Origin of the sequence: Nonlabens arenilitoris (genome assembly GCF_002954765.1) — a bacterium.
In the GTDB taxonomy this organism is placed as follows: domain Bacteria; phylum Bacteroidota; class Bacteroidia; order Flavobacteriales; family Flavobacteriaceae; genus Nonlabens; species Nonlabens arenilitoris.
The window spans coordinates 632,218-651,068 of sequence record NZ_MTPW01000001.1 but is presented as its reverse complement, the minus strand read 5'-3'; the positions used below and the strand labels follow the sequence as shown (position 1 = coordinate 651,068).

Genomic DNA, 18,851 nt, shown 5'->3' with positions numbered 1-18,851 from the left:
CAAATAAAGGTTTGAACTATTAATAATTTTTAAGGCAATACAAAATTATGTGAAAAAGCAATGTTTCGTTAAATACAACCTCAATGTTAAATTAATTTTTAACTTTGTATAAATGAAACAAATTATCCACAAATCAATTGCAATGGTAATGGCTGTTGTGGTTCTACTGACCACAATGTCGTTTACTGTGGATATGCATTATTGTGGAGATACGTTAGTAGATTTTTCATTCATCCAAGATGTCAAGACTTGCGGAATGGAAAAAGCTGAACCTGCTAAGAGTTGCTCTAAATCAATGATTTCTAAAAAATCTTGTTGCTCAGATGAACAATTGATTATTGAAGGTCAGGACGATTTAAAGCAGGATTTTTCACAACTTACTTTTGAGCAACAAATATTCGTTGCCTCTTTTGCTTACTCATATATTAGTCTCTTTGAAGGAACTAAATCTAAAGAGATCTCTTTCTTAGACCACTCGCCCCCATTTATTAGGCGGGACTTGCAGCTATTGCACCAGACATTCTTAATTTGATTTATTAAACAGTACCAGTAGTAATCTAATTGCAACTGGAAAAGCCCAGCGATACATTCGTTTTGGGCACGCTTTGTTGTTTCTCATTTGTACTGTGAGCAAACTAAAGCATATTTCTATAACTGTTTAATAATCATATCGTATGCTAAATAAAAGCATAAAATTTCTCATAGAAAACAAACTTGTTGCCGTTATACTACTCGCCCTATTCGTGGGTTGGGGAATCGTTAACGCACCCTTCAATTGGGAAACAGGCATTTTACCAACTGATCCTGTGGCCGTGGATGCCATTCCTGATATTGGCGAAAACCAGCAAATTGTTTTTACCAAATGGCAAGGGCGTTCACCCCAGGATATCGAAGACCAGATTACCTATCCACTTACAACTTCATTGTTGGGAATTCCTGGGGTCAAGACCATCCGAAGCTCTTCAATGTTCGGTTTTTCCAGTATCTATATCATTTTTGAAGAAAATGTAGAATTCTATTGGTCACGCAGCCGTATTCTCGAAAAACTCAATTCACTACCTGCAAACTTATTACCCGATGGTGTTAACCCAGCATTGGGTCCAGACGCCACGGGATTGGGTCAAATCTTTTGGTACACGCTGGAAGGTCGTGACAAAGACGGCAACGTAACTGGCGGTTGGGATTTACAGGAATTACGCAGCATACAGGATTATTATGTGAAATACGGATTGTCTTCGGCAAGCGGTGTTTCAGAAGTGGCGTCAATTGGTGGTTACGTCCAGGAATACCAAGTGGATGTTGACCCTGAAAAAATGCGACAGTACAACATCGGTTTGACCGATATTGTAAAGGCTGTTAAAGAAAGCAATCAAGACATCGGTGCGCAGACCTTGGAAATCAATCAAGCCGAATACCTGGTTCGTGGTTTAGGGTATGTGAAATCTGTTACAGATATCGAAAATGCGGTGGTCGCTTCGGAAAATTTTACTTCTATCCGAATCAAAGACATCGCTAATGTTCATTTGGGACCACAAACGCGACGTGGTATTTTAGATAAAGAAGGTGCCGAAGTGGTAGGCGGTGTAGTTGTGGCTCGTTATGGTGCTAACCCATTGGAAGTCATCAATAATGTAAAAGACCAAATAGCGGAATTATCATCCGGACTACCCACAAAAACCTTGGGAGATGGTCGTACTTCACAAGTGACCATTGTTCCCTTTTACGACCGTACCCAACTTATTCAGGAAACACTTCACACACTCAATGAAGCCCTTACACTTGAAATCCTGATAACCATTTTGGTCATCATCGTAATGGTGTTCAATCTACGTGCATCCATACTCATCTCTGGTCTGTTGCCTGTTGCTGTTTTAATGGTTTTTATAACAATGAAGCTCTTTAATGTAGATGCCAATATTGTTGCCTTGTCAGGAATTGCCATTGCTATCGGTACAATGGTGGACGTGGGCGTCATACTCGCCGAAAATATGATTAGGCATCTGGAAGATGAAAAACTTCGTCTTAAGGCAAATGGACAGGCATACACCACAAACGAAATTATTTACAATGCAACTTCGGAAGTTTCTGGTGCAATTTTAACCGCTGTTCTCACAACAATTATCAGTTTCCTACCTGTGTTCACAATGATAGGTGCCGAAGGAAAACTCTTCAGACCATTGGCTTTTACAAAGACAATGGCACTTTCTGCATCGCTTGTAATCGCGCTGTTTTTAATACCGCCATTTGCCGCATTCCTTTTCAGAAAAACAAACATTCGCCAGCGATCTAAATTGCTTTTGAATGGTCTTTTAATCGCACTCGGTATCTCTGCATTTGTATTTGGTTACTGGCTTGGGTTGATTTTGATAGCTTTTGGATGTAGTGGTTTACTCTTTTCGCTTAAAGCGAAAAAAGAATACAACCATACCATTGCTGGCTACGGGCTCAGCATCAATCAAAATGTAGTAAATATCATCATTTCCTGTATTGCTATCGTCGTGCTGTTAGCCGAATACTGGCGACCACTTGGTTTTGACCGCAGTATTCTAATGAATTTAATTTTTGTAGCGATTATCTGCTTCGGACTGCTTAGTGTATTTACTGTTTTCCGAAGATACTATGATAGCATTTTGCGCTGGGCACTACAAAACCGATACCTGTTTTTAATTGTTCCAACCACGGTGCTGATTTTAGGTGTGGTCATAATGCGTAACACTGGGAAGGAATTTATGCCTGCGCTCAATGAAGGTTCATTCCTCTTAATGCCGACATCCTTACCGCACGCTGGTGTCGAAGAGAACAAGCGTGTCTTGCAACAGCTCGATATGGCTGTGGCGAGCATACCAGAAATTGAAACCGTAGTTGGAAAAGCGGGAAGGACAGAATCTGCCCTCGACCCTGCGCCACTCTCAATGTATGAAAACGTGATTCAGTACAAGTCTGAATATATGCGAAATGGGAATGGAGAAAGACAACGCTACCGTGTAAACGATGATGGTCTATTTGTGCTGAAAAATGACAAGTTCATTATCAACCCGAATAATAAAGTTGATGAAGATGCCAATTATGAGGCTTCAAAATTGAAGACAACCGCAACACGCAATGATTTGATTGAAGACGACGATGGCGAATACTACCGAAACTGGCGACCCGAAATAAACAGTCCTGATGACATTTGGAATGAAATCGTAAAAGTGACCAAATTCCCAGGCGTGACTTCTGCGCCCAAGTTGCAGCCCATCGAGACACGACTCGTGATGCTACAAACAGGAATGCGTGCACCTATGGGAATAAAAGTGAAAGGGCCAGATTTAAAAACCATAGAAAACTTTGGACTTCAACTGGAAGACATCCTAAAACAAGCCGAAGGTGTCAAAGAACAAGCCGTTTTTGCAGACCGCATCGTGGGTAAACCTTATTTGTTGATTGACATTAAACGAGACCAGTTGGCACGCTATGGGATTTCAATAATGGATGTTCAGGAAGTACTTCAAGTAGCTGTGGGCGGTATGCCACTTACCCAAACGGTAGAAGGACGTGAGCGGTATGGTGTAAGAGTACGCTATCCACGGGAATTGCGTGCAAATCCAGAAGACTTAAAAAGTATCTATGTTCCGGTATCAACTGGAAGTCCGGTTCCTTTGGGCGAACTAGTGGATATTCGGTACGAGCAAGGTCCGCAGGTCATTAAAAGTGAAGACACCTTCTTGATTGGCTACGTGCTGTTTGATAAGCTTGATGGTTTTGCCGAAGTCGATGTGGTGGAAAATGCCCAAGCGCTCATTCAACAGAAAATCGATAATGGCAATTTGGTCGTGCCACAAGGAATCAGTTACCGATTTACGGGAACGTACGAAAATCAATTGCGAGCAGAAAAAACGTTATCGGTAGTTGTGCCACTTTGCTTGCTGGTCATTTTCTTGATTTTGTATTTCCAGTTCAAGTCGGTTTCTACGTCGCTTATGGTTTTTACAGCAATCGCCGTAGCCTTTGCAGGTGGCTTCATAATGATTTGGTTATACGGTCAGGATTGGTTTTTCAATTTTAGCTTTTTTGGCGAGAACCTACGGGACTTGTTCAATATGAAAACCATCAATTTAAGTGTGGCCGTTTGGGTCGGTTTTATTGCCCTTTTCGGTATTGCGACTGATGATGGTGTTGTAATGGCAACCTATTTAGACCAATCTTTCAAAAGCAACGGGCCAGACAGTAAAAAAGGCATACGTCTCGCCACATTGGAAGCAGCAGGCAAACGCATACGTCCTTGTTTGATGACCACCGTGACCACGGTTTTGGCATTATTGCCAGTACTCACATCTACAGGAAAGGGAAGCGACATTATGATACCGATGGCCATTCCAATTTTTGGCGGAATGATAATCGACGTCACATCCTATTTTCTCTTACCAGTTTTATATAGCTGGAAAAAAGAATACCAACTTAAAAGAGCAAACAAATGAAAAATATAAAAATCATAATCTGTCTTTTGTTTGTTTCCGCTGAAGTTTATGCTGAGCGAAGACGAAGTGCGAAAGCCCGCCTGAACGCACTACTAATTATAAGCATTGGACTGATTTCAATCGGCGGGCAGGCGCAACAACTACAAAGCTATATTGAAGAAGCTGAAGCTAATAACCCAGAAATTCAGGCTTTTGAACTGCGTTACAATATTGCCGAAGAAAAAATCAATGAAGCAAACTGGCTACCCAATACTGAAGTAAGCGCAGGTTATTTTGTAAGTGAGCCAGAAACAAGGGTGGGCGCACAACTAGCACGGATAGGCGTAAAACAGATGTTGCCTTGGTTTGGAACCGTTACCGCACGTGAAAATTATGCGACTTCAATGGCCGAAGCCGAATACGTAGAATTAATGATCGCCAAACGAAAATTGGCGCTTTCAGTAGCGCAATCCTATTACAGATTGTATGAAACAAGAGCAAAGCAAAAGGTACTTGACGAGAATATCCAACTATTAAAAACCTATGAGCGACTTGCCCTGACCTCTGTAGAAGTAGGCAAGGCATCTGCGGTAGATGTATTGCGTTTGCAGATTCGTCAAAATGAATTGCAGCAACAAAAAGAAGTATTGGAAGAGGAATTTAGCGCTGAACAAACAACCTTCAATAATCTCTTAAATCGGGATGAAAATAGGACGGTTGATATAGTTGCAGCAATGAAAATACCAGAGAATGACCCTATATACGGCACAGACGCACTATCGCTCAATCCTGAACTGCTCAAGTACGATAAATTATACGAATCCGTAGCACAATCGGAACTGCTCAATCAGCGTGAAGGTTTGCCAATGATTGGTTTTGGTATTGATTACCTACCCGTAAGCGAGCGTACCGATATGAACCCAATAGACAATGGAAAGGATGTGTTGATGCCAATGGTTTCGGTTTCCATTCCCATTTTTAATAATCGATATAAGTCCATTTCAAGGCAAAATGAGTTACGCCAACAGGAAATCGAAACTCAAAAAGAGGAACGATTGAATGTGTTGGAATCCGCTTTCGCGAAAGCGATATCCCTACGCAACCAAGCCCGAATTAAATTTAATACCCAAGCTAAAAATTTAAAGCAGGCGAAAGATGCCGAGCAAATTCTTATCAAGAATTATGAAACGGGAACTATAGACTTTAATGACGTGCTGGACATACAGGAACTGCAATTAAAATTTCAGATGAATCAGATAGAGTCGGTACAGATGTATTACGCGAAACAATCCATCATCAACTATTTAATAAATCAATAATCTAAAATCTCAATTATGAAAAAACTATTCAAAACTGTCCTTACCGTTATTGCTATCACAACCTTAATAGCTTGTAAGAACGAAGCGAAAACAAAAAATGCTAACGAGGAAACTGTTGAGACCTCAAAGACAGAATTAACCTTTAGCAATCCTGATGTGAAAAATCAGTTTCGGCATTATATCCATCTCAAGACAGCTTTGGTAAATTCAGATGTAAGTGAGGCTAAATCAGGTGCTAAAATGCTAATGGAAAATACCGATGACGCACAATTGAAAAATATGCTTTCAAAAATTTCAGATGCAAGAGATATCGAAGAGCAACGTACCATTTTTTCCAGCGTTACTGAGAAAATGACTGCCATCGTAGATGAATCTATCAAAAATGGAGAAGTGTATAAACAGTTTTGCCCAATGGCTTTTAACAACGAAGGCGGTTACTGGTTATCAACTGAAAGAGAAATACGTAATCCTTACTTCGGCGACAAGATGCTGAAATGTGGAAAAGTGTCAGAAACCATCAAATAAAATGTAAATGAATGATTTTCTAAAACAATGGGGCGAAGCGGCCTATACGACTACCGGGTTTTTCTGGATGGCATTATGGGCGTTTATATTGGGTTACATCATCAGTAGTATGATACAGATTTTTGTAACCGAAAAGCGGATGCAAAAAGCAATGGGAGAAAAGGAAGGCAAAAGTATGCTCTTGGGTACATTTTTTGGCTTTATAAGTAGCTCGTGCAGCTTTGCCGCGCTGGCGGGAACTAAATCCATCTTCAAGAAAGGTGCAAGTTTTTCATCTTCCATAGCGTATCTACTGGCATCGACCAATCTCGTAATTGAATTGGGTATCATCATTTCCATTTTTCTGGGATGGCAATTTGTTGTGGGCGAGTATGTAGGTGGAATAATGCTAATCCTCATTTGCTGGATTTTGATTCGCATTATCAATCCTAAAAAGCTTATTGAGAAAGCACGAAAAAATCTTGAAAGTGAAGAGGATGATGCGATGGACGATTCCAAGAATTGGAAAAAACAGATTAAAAAGGAAGAGAGCTGGGCGCGTGTGGCTAAAAAATATAAGATGGAATGGCAGATGGTCTGGAAAGACGTAACCGTAGGCTTTACCATTGCTGGAATCGTAGCGGCATTCGTTCCCGATTCCTTTTTTCAGACCTTGTTCATCAATAGTGGTCAAGGCAATACAGATTTTACTTTTCTCGAAATTCTGGAACATATCGTGGTCGGACCTGTTGCTGCGTTTTTGACGTTTATCGGCTCAATGGGTAATATTCCTTTGGCAGCTTTACTCTTTGGTAAGGGCGTAAGTTTTGCAGGGGTTATGGCATTTATTTTTAGCGATTTGGTCGTATTTCCCGTATTGCGAATCAATGCAAAATATTACGGATGGAAGATGTCATTGTTCATATTATTCCTGCTGTTTACGGCTTTGATTGGTACATCACTGGCACTACACTATAGTTTCGACTTGCTTAGTATACTGCCAGACCCATCGCAGGTAAAAATTCAGGATAAAGAACATTTTAAGATTGACTACACCTTCTTTTTGAACATTACCTTTCTTGCTATTTCGGCCTACCTAATTTACCTGGGTTTTTATAAGAAAAAAGACGTGGAGCATTCTATGAGCGAGATGGCACCAAAAAGCCAATTGTTGGAAACCATCTTAAAATATGCAGCATTCATTTGTTATGTATGGCTTGCAGGAGGTTTGATTATAAAATTCATAATTCAATAAAAATGAAACACACCTATCACATACAAGGGATGACCTGCAATGGTTGTAGAAATCACGTTGAGCAGACACTTTCTAAAGTGGAAGGTGTAATCAATGCTTCGGTCAATTTAGAAAAAGAAGAGGCAACTATCGAAATGGAATCCCATATTCCAATAGACACATTTCAGAAAGCATTGAAAGAAGATGGCGGTTCATACAGTATTCACAAACCGGGCGAGCATCATCATAAAGATGATTCCGCTTCCGTGAAAAAGCAAAAACCTAAAGGCAAAGGAACAGGAACCTTCTACTGTCCAATGCATTGTGAAGGCGACAAAACCTACGACAAGCCAGGAGATTGTCCAGTATGCGGAATGGATTTAGTCGAAGAACAAAATTTGTCAGCAACGACTTCAGAACAATGGACCTGCCCAATGCACCCAGAAGTCGTAAAAGACGAATCTGGAGCTTGTCCAATTTGCGGAATGGATTTAGTGCCGATGGAACCTGATTTATCAGCAGAAGAAAAAACCTACAATAAGCTGATTAAGAAATTTTGGATAGCAGTAGCTTTTACGCTTCCTATTTTCTTAATCGCTATGAGCGAGATGATTCCCAACAATCCGCTATACGATGTAATGGAACAGAAATGGTGGAACTGGATTCAGTTTGGGCTTTCCATTCCAGTAGTGTTTTATGCCACTTGGATGTTCTTTGAACGTGCCTACCGAAGTATCAAAACGTGGAATCTCAATATGTTTACGTTAATCGGTATAGGTGCGGGCGTGGCGTGGTTATTCAGTGTTTTCGGGATGCTATTTCCAGACTTTTTCCCTGAGCAATTTAAGACAGAATCCGGTGCGGTTCACGTGTATTTTGAAGCCGCTACCGTGATTCTCACGTTGGTATTGATGGGTCAGGTTTTGGAAGCCCGTGCGCATAGCAAAACTAATTCAGCAGTTAAGGAACTCTTGAAACTTGCACCTAACAAAGCAGTACGTGTAGTCGATGGAAATGAGGAAGAAGTTTCCATTGACCAAATTGAAAAAGGAGATATACTACGAGTAAAGCCAGGAGATAAAATCCCTGTGGATGGCAAAATTACCGAAGGCGAAACTACCGTTGATGAATCAATGATTTCGGGTGAGCCTATCCCAGTTAATAAAACTGTAGATGACAAAGTAAGTAGCGGTACCATTAATGGGAATCAATCTTTCTTGATGGAAGCCGAAAAAGTAGGTAGCGAAACCTTGCTTTCCCAAATCATACATATGGTCAACGATGCCAGTCGTAGTCGTGCACCCATTCAGAAACTGGCAGATACTGTTTCAGGCTATTTTGTACCTGTAGTGGTTATCATTGCGGTCATCACCTTTATTGTCTGGGCAATATGGGGTCCAGAGCCAGCTTATGTTTATGCGTTGGTAAATGCCATTGCCGTATTGATTATTGCCTGTCCTTGCGCATTGGGATTGGCAACGCCTATGTCCGTTATGGTAGGTGTTGGTAAAGGAGCACAAAATGGTGTCTTGATTAAAAATGCCGAAGCCTTAGAGAAAATGGACAAAGTGGACACCCTTATCGTAGATAAGACCGGAACCATTACCGAAGGAAAACCTACGGTTGAGAAAGTTGGGTCGTTTGATGAATCTCGCTTTCGCGAAAGCGAAATTCTACATCTTATCGCATCCCTAAACAGTTCCAGTGAGCATCCCCTTGCCGAAGCCACCGTGAAATATGGAAAGGAGCAGAAAGTCGAAATATCAAAAACTGAAAACTTTAGCGCAGTAACTGGAAAAGGCGTAGAAGGAACAGTTGAGGGCAAGAAGCTCGATTTAGGAAACGATAAAATGATGGAATATGCAAATGCCAAGCTATCACCTGAAATGGAAACCGAAGCACAATCCTTTCAGAAACAGGGAAAAACGGTTTCTTATTTGTCCATTGATGGCGAAGTTTCAGGTTATGTGGTAATAGGCGATAAAATAAAAGAAACGAGCGCCAAAGCAATCAAAGAATTACAGAATAAAGGCATCGAAGTGATAATGCTTACGGGAGATAATCAAGACACCGCCCAAGCGGTAGCCAGCGAACTCAATCTCGCCGACTTCAAAGCGGGTATGCTACCTGAAAACAAACTGGACGAGGTTAAGAAACTACAAGAGCAAGGCAAAGTAGTAGCGATGGCAGGCGATGGTATAAACGACGCACCTGCTCTGGCTAAAAGTGATGTGGGTATCGCAATGGGTACAGGAACAGATGTCGCTATAGAAAGCGCGATGATAACCTTGGTAAAGGGCGATTTGCACGGTATCGTAAAAGCAAGAAACCTTAGCCACAAAGTTATGCGGAACATCAAGCAGAATCTATTTTTTGCTATGATATACAACACGCTGGGTGTACCGATTGCGGCAGGTGTATTATTCCCATTTTTCGGAATTCTATTATCGCCTATGATTGCAGCTTTGGCAATGAGTTTTAGTTCCGTTTCAGTAATAGCAAACGCACTTAGATTAAGAACAAAATCGATTAATTAAAAATAACTTAAAAACCAAAAATTATGAATTCAAACGAACACAACAACAAAGAAGGAATGAGCCAGTACACTAAGTTTTTCTTGATGCTGGGAGCATCATTTATAGCAATGTACATTACAATGTATTTAAATACTTATGAATTTGATCACGTAAGATTTAGTCTTACTCGATTTTATATGGTCTGTTTAGGTATTTCTACTATGGCTGTAATAATGCTATTATTTATGCTTAATATGTATAAAAATAAGAAGAAGAATATTGCCATTTTGGTGGGAAGTGCCGTGTTATTTCTGGGAGCTTTAGGATTAGTGCGTGAGCAAAAATCTACTGTAGGCGATATACTCTGGATGAAAGCAATGATACCACACCATTCAATAGCAATTTTAACCAGTGAGCGTGCAGATATACAAGATCCAGAAGTAAAAAAACTTGCAGAGGAAATTATCAAAGCACAACGAAAAGAGATTGAAGAAATGAATGCGATGATCGAACGTTTACAAAACGAGAAATAATAGTATGAACAAGAACATTTTATATATCGCACTTGCACTAATCGTGGGACTACTAGGTGGATGGCTCATTTTTGGTAGTTCAGGTAGTGATGCCAAGGCAAACAAGGGCGTTTCTGAAATGTCAGATACCCACGACCATTCTGGCGAGTCGCCAAACCAAATGTGGACCTGCTCAATGCACCCACAGATTATGCAGCCCGAACCAGGCGACTGCCCTATATGTGGAATGGACTTGATACCTGCTGAATCTGGTGCAGATGGTCTTGCAATGAATGAGATTAAAATGACAGAGAACGCAATGGCGCTGGCCAACATTCAAACTACTATTGTGGGTAATGGCACTATATCAGAAGACGATGGAATGATTACGCTTTCCGGCAAAATCGCGACCAACGAAGAAAACAACGCTATACAAGCAAGCTATTTCGATGGGCGTATTGAGCGTTTGAATGTCAATTATGAAGGCCAAAAAGTAAATCGTGGTCAATTGCTGGCTACAATTTATGCGCCAAATTTGGTCGCTGCACAGCAAGAATTGCTCACAACCGCTTCATTAAAAGAATCGCAGCCTGAACTGTATAAAGCAGTGCGCAACAAATTGAAACTATGGAAACTTTCAGAAGCCCAAATTAATGCGATTGAGACTTCAGGAAAAGTGCGAGATAATTTTCCAATTTATGCCACCGTTTCAGGAACGGTTTCAGAAGTGATGGCACGTGAAGGCGACTATGTAAAACAAGGTCAACCCATTTTGAAGGTAAGCAATCTAAATTCAGTTTGGGCAGAATTTGACGCCTATGAAAATCAGATTTCAGATTTAAAAGTAGGTCAGAAAATAAAGGTAGTAACCAATGCCTATGCCGATAAAGAATTTGACGCCACGGTTTCTTTTATTGACCCGATATTGAACAATGCAACAAGAACGGTTACCGTAAGAGCAACCCTTAAAAATACAGATGACCTATTTAAACCAGGTATGTTTGTAACTGGCAAACTTAAAGGGGAAATGATGATGACTAATGAAATAATAACAGTTCCTGCAAGTGCCGTAATGTGGACAGGCGAACGCTCACTGGTCTATATAAAAACCAACCCCAACGAACCTGTTTTTGAAATGCGTGAAGTGACCATAGGAAACCGAAATGGCGAAAATTATGCTGTGATAGAAGGCTTACAAACTGGCGACGAGATTGTGACAAACGGAACCTTTACAGTAGACGCAACAGCCCAGCTACAAGGCAAAAAATCTATGATGAATCAGGGAAAAGAACAGGCATCTGAGATGCCTATGTCTCAAATGAAAATGGAATTTACAGAGAATTTTCAAAAGCAATTTAAAAAGGCCCTCAAGCCGTATTTACAGATGAAAGATGCTTTGGTAGCAAGCGACGCAAATCAGGTTTCCGCTTTCGCGAAAGCGACATCAGTATCCTTAAAATCCGTAGATATTAAGAGTCTCGGTAGTATGGAACAATCACATATCAAGAAAAGTATCGAAATGCTTGACGCCATTGCAACGAATGACGATCTTGAAAATAAACGCGACCATTTTGTGATATTAAATGAAAATATGGTGCCCATTGCGATGAGTATAAATGGAACCGATGAGATGCTATACGTTCAGAAGTGTCCAATGGCCAATAATAATAAAGGCGCGGTCTGGCTAAGTGCTGAAAAGGACATACGCAATCCTTATTATGGCGATGCGATGCTTACTTGTGGTAGTGTTATTGAGGAAATCAAATAAAAACCTTTGCACACCAGTTGCATTATAATTCTGTTATCTTTGTGTTGTGAAAATTTTTACGCTCATATTCTCATTTTATCTGCTCGCGCTTAATTTTGCGCCTTGTAGTGATGCAAATGTTGACTCTTCTGAGTATAGCACGCAAATAGAATTATCACAAAATGATACTGACGATCACGACCACAACCTACTTGATATGTGTTCTCCTTTTTGTCATTGTCATTGCTGTCACGTTCACACGTTGGATTTTGGGTTAAATGTCTTAGACCTATACCATCCTGCAGACTATAAACTTTCTACAGTTTATTTTGACAGTATAGGTAAGGATATTTCCCTTTCCCTATTCCAACCACCACGGGCATAATTCAGTTTTTATAGGATAGCTATATCCTGTAGTGATGTTTCCCTTTGGGAGATATTATATGTTTTCGCTTTCGCGAAAGCGTACACCCATTTATTAACTGAATTAATACCACAATTATATGATTAATAAAATCATTGATTTTTCAATCAATAATAAATTTATTATTGGGTTACTCACATTTGTACTTATCGGTGCAGGTATATGGAGTATGACACAAGTACCTATTGATGCTGTGCCCGATATTACAAATAACCAAGTACAGGTAATCACTCAATCACCTAATCTAGGGACTGAAGATATTGAGCAATTTGTAACCTATCCTGTCGAAATTTCGATGAGTAATTTACCTAATGTTCAAGAGATACGCTCTGTATCTCGTTTTGGGCTATCAGTGGTTACTATCGTATTCGATGACGATATTGGCACCTATTTACCACGACAGTTAGTTGCCGAAAAACTGCCCGAAGTACAAGAACAGATACCAGCAGGATTTGGAGAACCAGCAATGGGGCCTATATCTACTGGATTAGGAGAGATTTATCAATATACCCTTGAGGTAGATGATAAAATGCGTGATACATATACCGCAACAGAACTGCGTACGATACAAGACTGGATTGTACGTCGCCAGATGTCTATGGTGCCAGGTGTGGTAGAAGTCAATGCCTTTGGTGGTAATCAAAAGCAATATGAGGTGGCTGTAGATCCTAATGAGCTCCGTGCCATAGGTATCACAATATCTGACGTCTTTTCTGCCTTAGAAAACAACAATCAAAATACGGGAGGCGCTTATATAGAGCGTAATCATCAAGCAAACTTTATACGTGGCGAAGGTCTAGCAAGAACTACTTCTGACATTGAGAATATGGTAGTAAAAACCGTTAATGGTATTCCTATCAAAGTTAAAGATGTAGGGACAGTGAATATAGGAAGTGCTGTACGTTATGGTGCACTAACTAAGGACGGTAAAGGCGAAGCCGTAGGCGGAATGATTCTAATGCTCAAAGGAGCAAACTCTAATGAGGTTATCGAGAATGTGAAGACTCGAATGAAGCAAATTCAAAAATCTCTACCAGAAGGCGTGAGCATTGTTCCATTTCTAGACCGTAGTGAATTAATTGCAGAAACTACTGGAACGGTAACTGGTAATTTACTGGAAGGTGGACTAATAGTGATTTTTGTATTAGTGCTCTTATTAGGAAACTGGCGTGGTGGTCTTATTGTGGCCTCTACCATTCCACTATCTCTTCTTTTTGCATTCATTTTGATGAACGTTTTTGATGTATGGGCAAACTTAATGAGCTTAGGAGCTATTGATTTTGGAATCATTGTAGATGGCTCTGTAATCATTGTAGAAGCCACCGTTTTTTTGATGTATTCATACATCGTTAAAAAACAGGAAGTTGATAAGAGTGACGCTTTCGCGAAAGCGGAAAACAGAAAATCACTTAATGACGAAATAGCTGCAAAGGCATCCAAAAAAATGATGAATGCAGCCTTTTTTGGTCAGCTCATCATACTTATTGTGTTTCTTCCTATTCTAGCTCTAGAAGGAGTTGAAGGTAAAATGTTTCAGCCTATGGCGCTCACATTCATTTTTGCAATGATAGGTGCAATGATATTGTGTCTTACTTATGTCCCAATGGTTTCGGCATTATTCTTACGAGTGCCTAAGAACGATAAAAAATCATACGGAGATAAATTAGTCCATTGGGTAGAACGTAAGTACGAACCGCTTCTCACTAAATCCCTAAGCAAAGGAAAGATAATTGTAAGTGTTGCCGTTGCACTTTTTGCGGTTGCCATTTTTGCTTTTACAAGAATGGGTGGAGAATTTATACCACAATTAGATGAAGGTGATTTAGCATTTCACGCTATTTTAAAACCGGGAAGTTCACTTACTGAAACTATCGAAACCACAACAAAGATTGAACGTATTGTAAAATCTGAGTTTCCAGAGGTAAAAACCATCATAAGCCGTATAGGTGTTGCAGATGTTCCTACAGACCCAATGCCTATGGACATTGCAGATGTATTTGTGATTTTAAAACCTAGTGACGAGTGGACATCTGCTAGTTCAAAAGAAGAACTGCTGGATAAAATGAAGGAAGCCGTGAGCATTGTGCCTGGTGTAAATTTTGAATTCACTCAACCTATAGAAATGCGATTTAATGAGTTGCTCACAGGTGTGCGTGAAGATGTTGCTATAAAGCTTTTTGGCGAAGACCTAGATATACTGGCTAGCAAAGCCGAAGAGATGGGTAGAATTATTGCAAGCGTTCCTGGTGTGGCAGATATGAAGGTGGAAGCAACAGACGGCTTGCCTCAAATAACTGTAAACTACAATCGGAATAAACTAGCGCAATATGGATTAGAAATCAATCAGCTTAATAGCGTGGTACAAGCCTCATTTGCTGGTGGTAAAGCAGGTGTCATATTTGAAGGAGAAAAAAGATTTGACCTTGTTGTGCGATTAAAAGCTGAAAACAGAACTAGCATCAATGACATTCAAAATCTATTTATCAATTTACCTTCAGGAGCTCAAATCCCTTTAAAGGAAGTGGCAAACGTTTCTTATGAACCTGGACCTATGCAAATAAGTCGCGACAATACAAATAGAAGAACCTATGTAGGTATTAATATTAGAGGTCGTGATGTAAAATCTGTTGTAGAGGATATACAAGTGAGACTGGATGAGCAATTTGAATTACCATCTGGTTACTTCTTGCGCTATGGTGGTGCTTTTGAGAATTTGGAACGTGCTAGTAATCGATTGCAAACCGTCGTGCCTATTGCGCTCCTACTTATTTTTATACTTATCTATTTTGCCTTAAAATCATTTCCGCAGACGTTAATGATTTATCTCGCAATTCCTATGGCAACTATAGGTGGTGTATTTGCACTATGGTTACGTGATATGCCATTTAGTATTTCGGCAGGTGTTGGTTTTATTGTGCTCTTTGGGGTTGCGGTCCTCAATGGACTTGTAATGATAAGCGGTCTTAATGAATTAAAAGAAGAAGGTGTCACAAACTTACGAGACAGAATTGTAGAAGGAACAAAGCGCAGGATACGACCTATTATGCTTACCGCATTTACAGATATTCTTGGGTTTTTGCCTATGGCCATATCATCATCTGCTGGTGCAGAAGTACAACGGCCACTTGCAACCGTAGTTATAGGTGGATTATTGACCTCTACCTTACTTACACTTTTTATTCTTCCTATATTTTATCAATGGGTAGAAAAGCGTTCGGAACGCAAAATGAAGCTCAATCCACATTATGTAACTGCCACAGCAGTTCTCTGTTTGTTCTTTTTCATACCAAGTGCAAGAGCACAAGAAATGACGAGAAGATTGGATACAACTATTTTGCAGCAACAAGGCTATCCAGAGATTGCCCTAGATAGTGCTGTAGTTCTTGCAAAAAAGAATTACCCATCATTGCAAACTGGTAAATTAGAAATACGACGTCAAAATGTGCTCAAGGCTAGTGCTTACGAATTGGGAAGTACACAAGTTTTTACTGGTGGAGAAGAAGTAGCAAATGGTCAGGGAATTTATACCTTATTAGGAATCGGACAGCAAAATATTGATTTACTAGGTATTGGCGCAAAAAAGCGATTGCAAAAACAACGTATCGCTCTAGCTGAAGCGGCTTATAATCTTACCGAACTTCAAGTTACTCAAGAGGTAAAAAATGCGTGGTCAGAAGCTTTTCAGCAAAAACGTAAGATGAAATTGTACAAGGAACTAGACTCGATTTACAGTCAGTTTTCAAAAGCAGTCCAACTAAATTTGGAAGTAGAAGCCATCTCACGATTAGAATTTGCTTCTGCAAAAAATCAAGCATTGCAAATTAAAAATAAATATCATCAAGCACAACGAGATTATAGCATAGCATTGCAGAAACTAAATCTTTGGTTAGGTTCGGAGATTATTTATACGGTGCCCGATGACTATCAATCTAATGTCCTTGGTTTTAATTATAATAAGGATTTAAATGAGCATCCAGAATTATTGCTTTCGCGAAAGCGTGTGGATGAAGCCGAAGCTAATTATGATGTAGCACGGGCAAATTTGTTACCTACATTTAATTTACAAGGCGGCATACAGCAAGTAAATGGAAATAGTGGGTTTTATACCTATCAAGCAGGTATATCCATACCTCTTTTTTCTGGTTCCGATAGAAGTCGAGCTAAAGCTGCAAAAATTGAAAGCCAAATAGTCAGCACTAATGCAGATTTTAAAGAGCGACAGATTGAATCAGAATATCAACAAGCGGTTCAAGCCTATCAGAAGTGGGAAGAAGCTTGGCAATTTTACAAAAATGAATCCTTACCACTTGCAAAAGAGCAACGTAAAGGAGCATTACTGGCTTATCGAGAAGGTGCGGTAGACTACGCTGCATTTACCCAGATTATTCGTGATGCCATACAAACAGAAATGGATGCGCTAGAAGCGCTAGACCAGTATTTAACTGCATTGTTCAAACTTGAATATTATACCTTATAAAATGAAAAACTTAAAAACATATAAATGGATTGGGCTGCTATTGATTGTTATCACAATGACAGCTTGTGGAGACACAAAAAATGAAACGTCTAAAAAGGGTGATGAACATTCGGAATCTGAATCTAAACATAGCGATGGTGAACATAATGAAGAAAATCACGCTGAAGGCGAAGAAGTAATGTTGACTACAAGACAGTTCGAGGCTTTGCAGATGTCTATAGATACATTACAAACGCGCAGTATGAATGGTTATGTAGAGGCTAATGGACAGCTAGAAGTGCCACCACAAAATGAGGCAACTATTACAACTGTAATAGGTGCAAACGTCGTTTCTATCGAGGTTATAGAAGGAAATGAAGTTAAGAAAGGGCAAGTTGTTGCCTACATATCACATCCCAGCATTATTGAGAAACAAACGATGTATCTTAACGCATACAGCAATAGTCAGTTTCTTAAAAAATCTTTTGACAGACAGAAAACCCTTTATGATGCTGGTGTAGGTAGCGGTGCTAATTTTCAAAGTGCAGAAGCCGAATACAAAGCCTCGCTCGCGATGGTAAATGGTCTGGAAGCTCAGTTAAAACAACTTAACATAAATGCTTCAGGTGTCAGAAATGGAACGATTTATCAGCGTGTAGCGCTACGCAGTCCCATTGAAGGATTTGTGCAAAAAGTAGAAATAAAAACCGGTCAGTATGTAGAGCCACAAACAGACTTAATGGATATAGTAAACACGCTTCACGTACACGCAGATTTGATGGTTTTTGAAAAAGATGTCTATAAAATTGAGAAAGGACAAAAAGTAACGTTCAATGTCCAGTCCATTCCTGGAAAACAACTCTCAGCAGAAATTTACTCGATAAGCAAAACTTTTGAGGAAAACCCAAAAGCATTGCACGTGCACGCGGAAATAGAAAATAAGGCTGGAAACCTTATTCCCGGAATGTATATTCAAGGACGTATCCAAACAGATAATGCAACCACCACGGCATTTCCAGAAAGTGCAATTTCTATTGAAGGAGAAAAAGCTTTTGTTTTTAAGGCGATGAAAGAAGGTAATGACTGGAGCTTTGTTCCTATAGAAATTGTAACAGGAGCAAAAGATGGAGATTGGGTAGCCGTTAGCTTTTTAGGACCAAATAAAAAAGATGAGCAATATGCTATGAATAATGCCTATTACCTAATGGCAGAAATGAAAAAAGGAGAAGCAGAACATAGCCATTAAAAAGTATCAAATGACAGAAATAGAAAAAACATTAGAAAATTATCAAGTACGTCCTACGGCGATGCGCATTTTGATTTATAAGTATTTGGCTGAAAAGGAAATTGCAGTAGCACTAACAGATATTGAGTCCGCTTTCGCGAAAGCGGAACGCACCACACTATATCGTACGCTCAAAACCTTTGAAGAAAAGAAAATTGTACACCAAATAGATGATGGCACAGGCATTTCAAAGTATGCCTTGTGCGAAAAGGGTTGTAACTGTGAGATTGAACAAGATTTACACTTACATTTTCATTGTAACAATTGCAATGAAACAGTATGTCTTACGGAACATAAAATTCCACAAATCAAAGTACCTGACGGCTATATAGCCGAAGATGTAAACCTTGTTGTAAAGGGAATATGCGAGAAATGTAGTGGGCAATAAATGCACTTCTGTTGCACTAGTTATTAA

Annotated in this window: 12 protein-coding genes; all 12 read left to right on the top strand. The window is 39.8% G+C overall.

The window, feature by feature from the left end:
• The first annotated feature begins 112 nt into the window (after positions 1-112).
• The 12 genes from BST92_RS02825 (at position 113) to BST92_RS02775 (ending at position 18,824) form a co-directional block, all read left to right on the top strand.
• Positions 113-532: an HYC_CC_PP family protein gene (locus tag BST92_RS02825; protein ID WP_105070088.1), complete on the top strand. Its 420-nt coding sequence runs from the start codon at positions 113-115 to the stop codon at positions 530-532.
• Between the two features lie 142 nt (positions 533-674).
• Positions 675-4,460, top strand: a complete 3,786-nt coding sequence (locus tag BST92_RS02820; protein ID WP_105070087.1) for an efflux RND transporter permease subunit — start codon at positions 675-677, stop codon at positions 4,458-4,460.
• Positions 4,457-5,758: a TolC family protein gene (locus BST92_RS02815; RefSeq protein ID WP_105070086.1), complete on the top strand. Its 1,302-nt coding sequence runs from the start codon at positions 4,457-4,459 to the stop codon at positions 5,756-5,758. Before BST92_RS02820 ends, BST92_RS02815 begins: the two co-directional genes overlap by 4 nt.
• 15 nt (positions 5,759-5,773) lie before the next feature.
• A complete protein-coding gene (locus tag BST92_RS02810; protein ID WP_105070085.1) occupies positions 5,774-6,283 on the top strand; it encodes a DUF3347 domain-containing protein in 510 nt (169 codons plus the stop codon).
• A 7-nt stretch (positions 6,284-6,290) separates the two neighbouring features.
• Positions 6,291-7,517 carry a permease gene (locus BST92_RS02805; RefSeq protein ID WP_105070084.1) on the top strand — a complete coding sequence of 409 codons (1,227 nt, stop codon included), beginning with the start codon at positions 6,291-6,293 and terminating at the stop codon, positions 7,515-7,517.
• A 2-nt stretch (positions 7,518-7,519) separates the two neighbouring features.
• Entirely contained in the window at positions 7,520-10,033 is a 2,514-nt protein-coding gene (locus BST92_RS02800; RefSeq protein WP_105072186.1) for a heavy metal translocating P-type ATPase, read from the top strand.
• 23 nt (positions 10,034-10,056) lie between these two features.
• Positions 10,057-10,545, top strand: a complete 489-nt coding sequence (locus tag BST92_RS02795) for a DUF305 domain-containing protein (RefSeq protein ID WP_211292427.1) — start codon at positions 10,057-10,059, stop codon at positions 10,543-10,545.
• Positions 10,546-10,549: 4 nt separating this feature from the next.
• Positions 10,550-12,292 carry an efflux RND transporter periplasmic adaptor subunit gene (locus tag BST92_RS02790; protein WP_105070083.1) on the top strand — a complete coding sequence of 581 codons (1,743 nt, stop codon included), beginning with the start codon at positions 10,550-10,552 and terminating at the stop codon, positions 12,290-12,292.
• A gap of 46 nt (positions 12,293-12,338) precedes the next feature.
• Positions 12,339-12,656, top strand: coding sequence for a DUF6660 family protein (locus BST92_RS14915; RefSeq protein ID WP_146105087.1), 318 nt, complete (start codon positions 12,339-12,341; stop codon positions 12,654-12,656).
• A gap of 118 nt (positions 12,657-12,774) precedes the next feature.
• Entirely contained in the window at positions 12,775-17,172 is a 4,398-nt protein-coding gene (locus BST92_RS02785; RefSeq protein WP_105070082.1) for a CusA/CzcA family heavy metal efflux RND transporter, read from the top strand.
• 1 nt (position 17,173) lies between these two features.
• Positions 17,174-18,397, top strand: coding sequence for an efflux RND transporter periplasmic adaptor subunit (locus BST92_RS02780; RefSeq protein ID WP_105070081.1), 1,224 nt, complete (start codon positions 17,174-17,176; stop codon positions 18,395-18,397).
• 10 nt (positions 18,398-18,407) lie between these two features.
• The gene (locus BST92_RS02775; RefSeq protein WP_010178186.1) at positions 18,408-18,824 is read left to right on the top strand and encodes a Fur family transcriptional regulator; all 417 of its coding nucleotides are present in this window, start codon (positions 18,408-18,410) and stop codon (positions 18,822-18,824) included.
• Positions 18,825-18,851: the final 27 nt, after the last annotated feature.

Coding starts and splice junctions, on each gene's coding strand:
- BST92_RS02825 (WP_105070088.1), top strand. CDS start 113: ATGAAACAAATTATCCACAAATCAATTGCAATGGTAATGGCTGTTGTG.
- BST92_RS02820 (WP_105070087.1), top strand. CDS start 675: ATGCTAAATAAAAGCATAAAATTTCTCATAGAAAACAAACTTGTTGCC.
- BST92_RS02815 (WP_105070086.1), top strand. CDS start 4,457: ATGAAAAATATAAAAATCATAATCTGTCTTTTGTTTGTTTCCGCTGAA.
- BST92_RS02810 (WP_105070085.1), top strand. CDS start 5,774: ATGAAAAAACTATTCAAAACTGTCCTTACCGTTATTGCTATCACAACC.
- BST92_RS02805 (WP_105070084.1), top strand. CDS start 6,291: ATGAATGATTTTCTAAAACAATGGGGCGAAGCGGCCTATACGACTACC.
- BST92_RS02800 (WP_105072186.1), top strand. CDS start 7,520: ATGAAACACACCTATCACATACAAGGGATGACCTGCAATGGTTGTAGA.
- BST92_RS02795 (WP_211292427.1), top strand. CDS start 10,057: ATGAATTCAAACGAACACAACAACAAAGAAGGAATGAGCCAGTACACT.
- BST92_RS02790 (WP_105070083.1), top strand. CDS start 10,550: ATGAACAAGAACATTTTATATATCGCACTTGCACTAATCGTGGGACTA.
- BST92_RS02785 (WP_105070082.1), top strand. CDS start 12,775: ATGATTAATAAAATCATTGATTTTTCAATCAATAATAAATTTATTATT.
- BST92_RS02780 (WP_105070081.1), top strand. CDS start 17,174: ATGAAAAACTTAAAAACATATAAATGGATTGGGCTGCTATTGATTGTT.
- BST92_RS02775 (WP_010178186.1), top strand. CDS start 18,408: ATGACAGAAATAGAAAAAACATTAGAAAATTATCAAGTACGTCCTACG.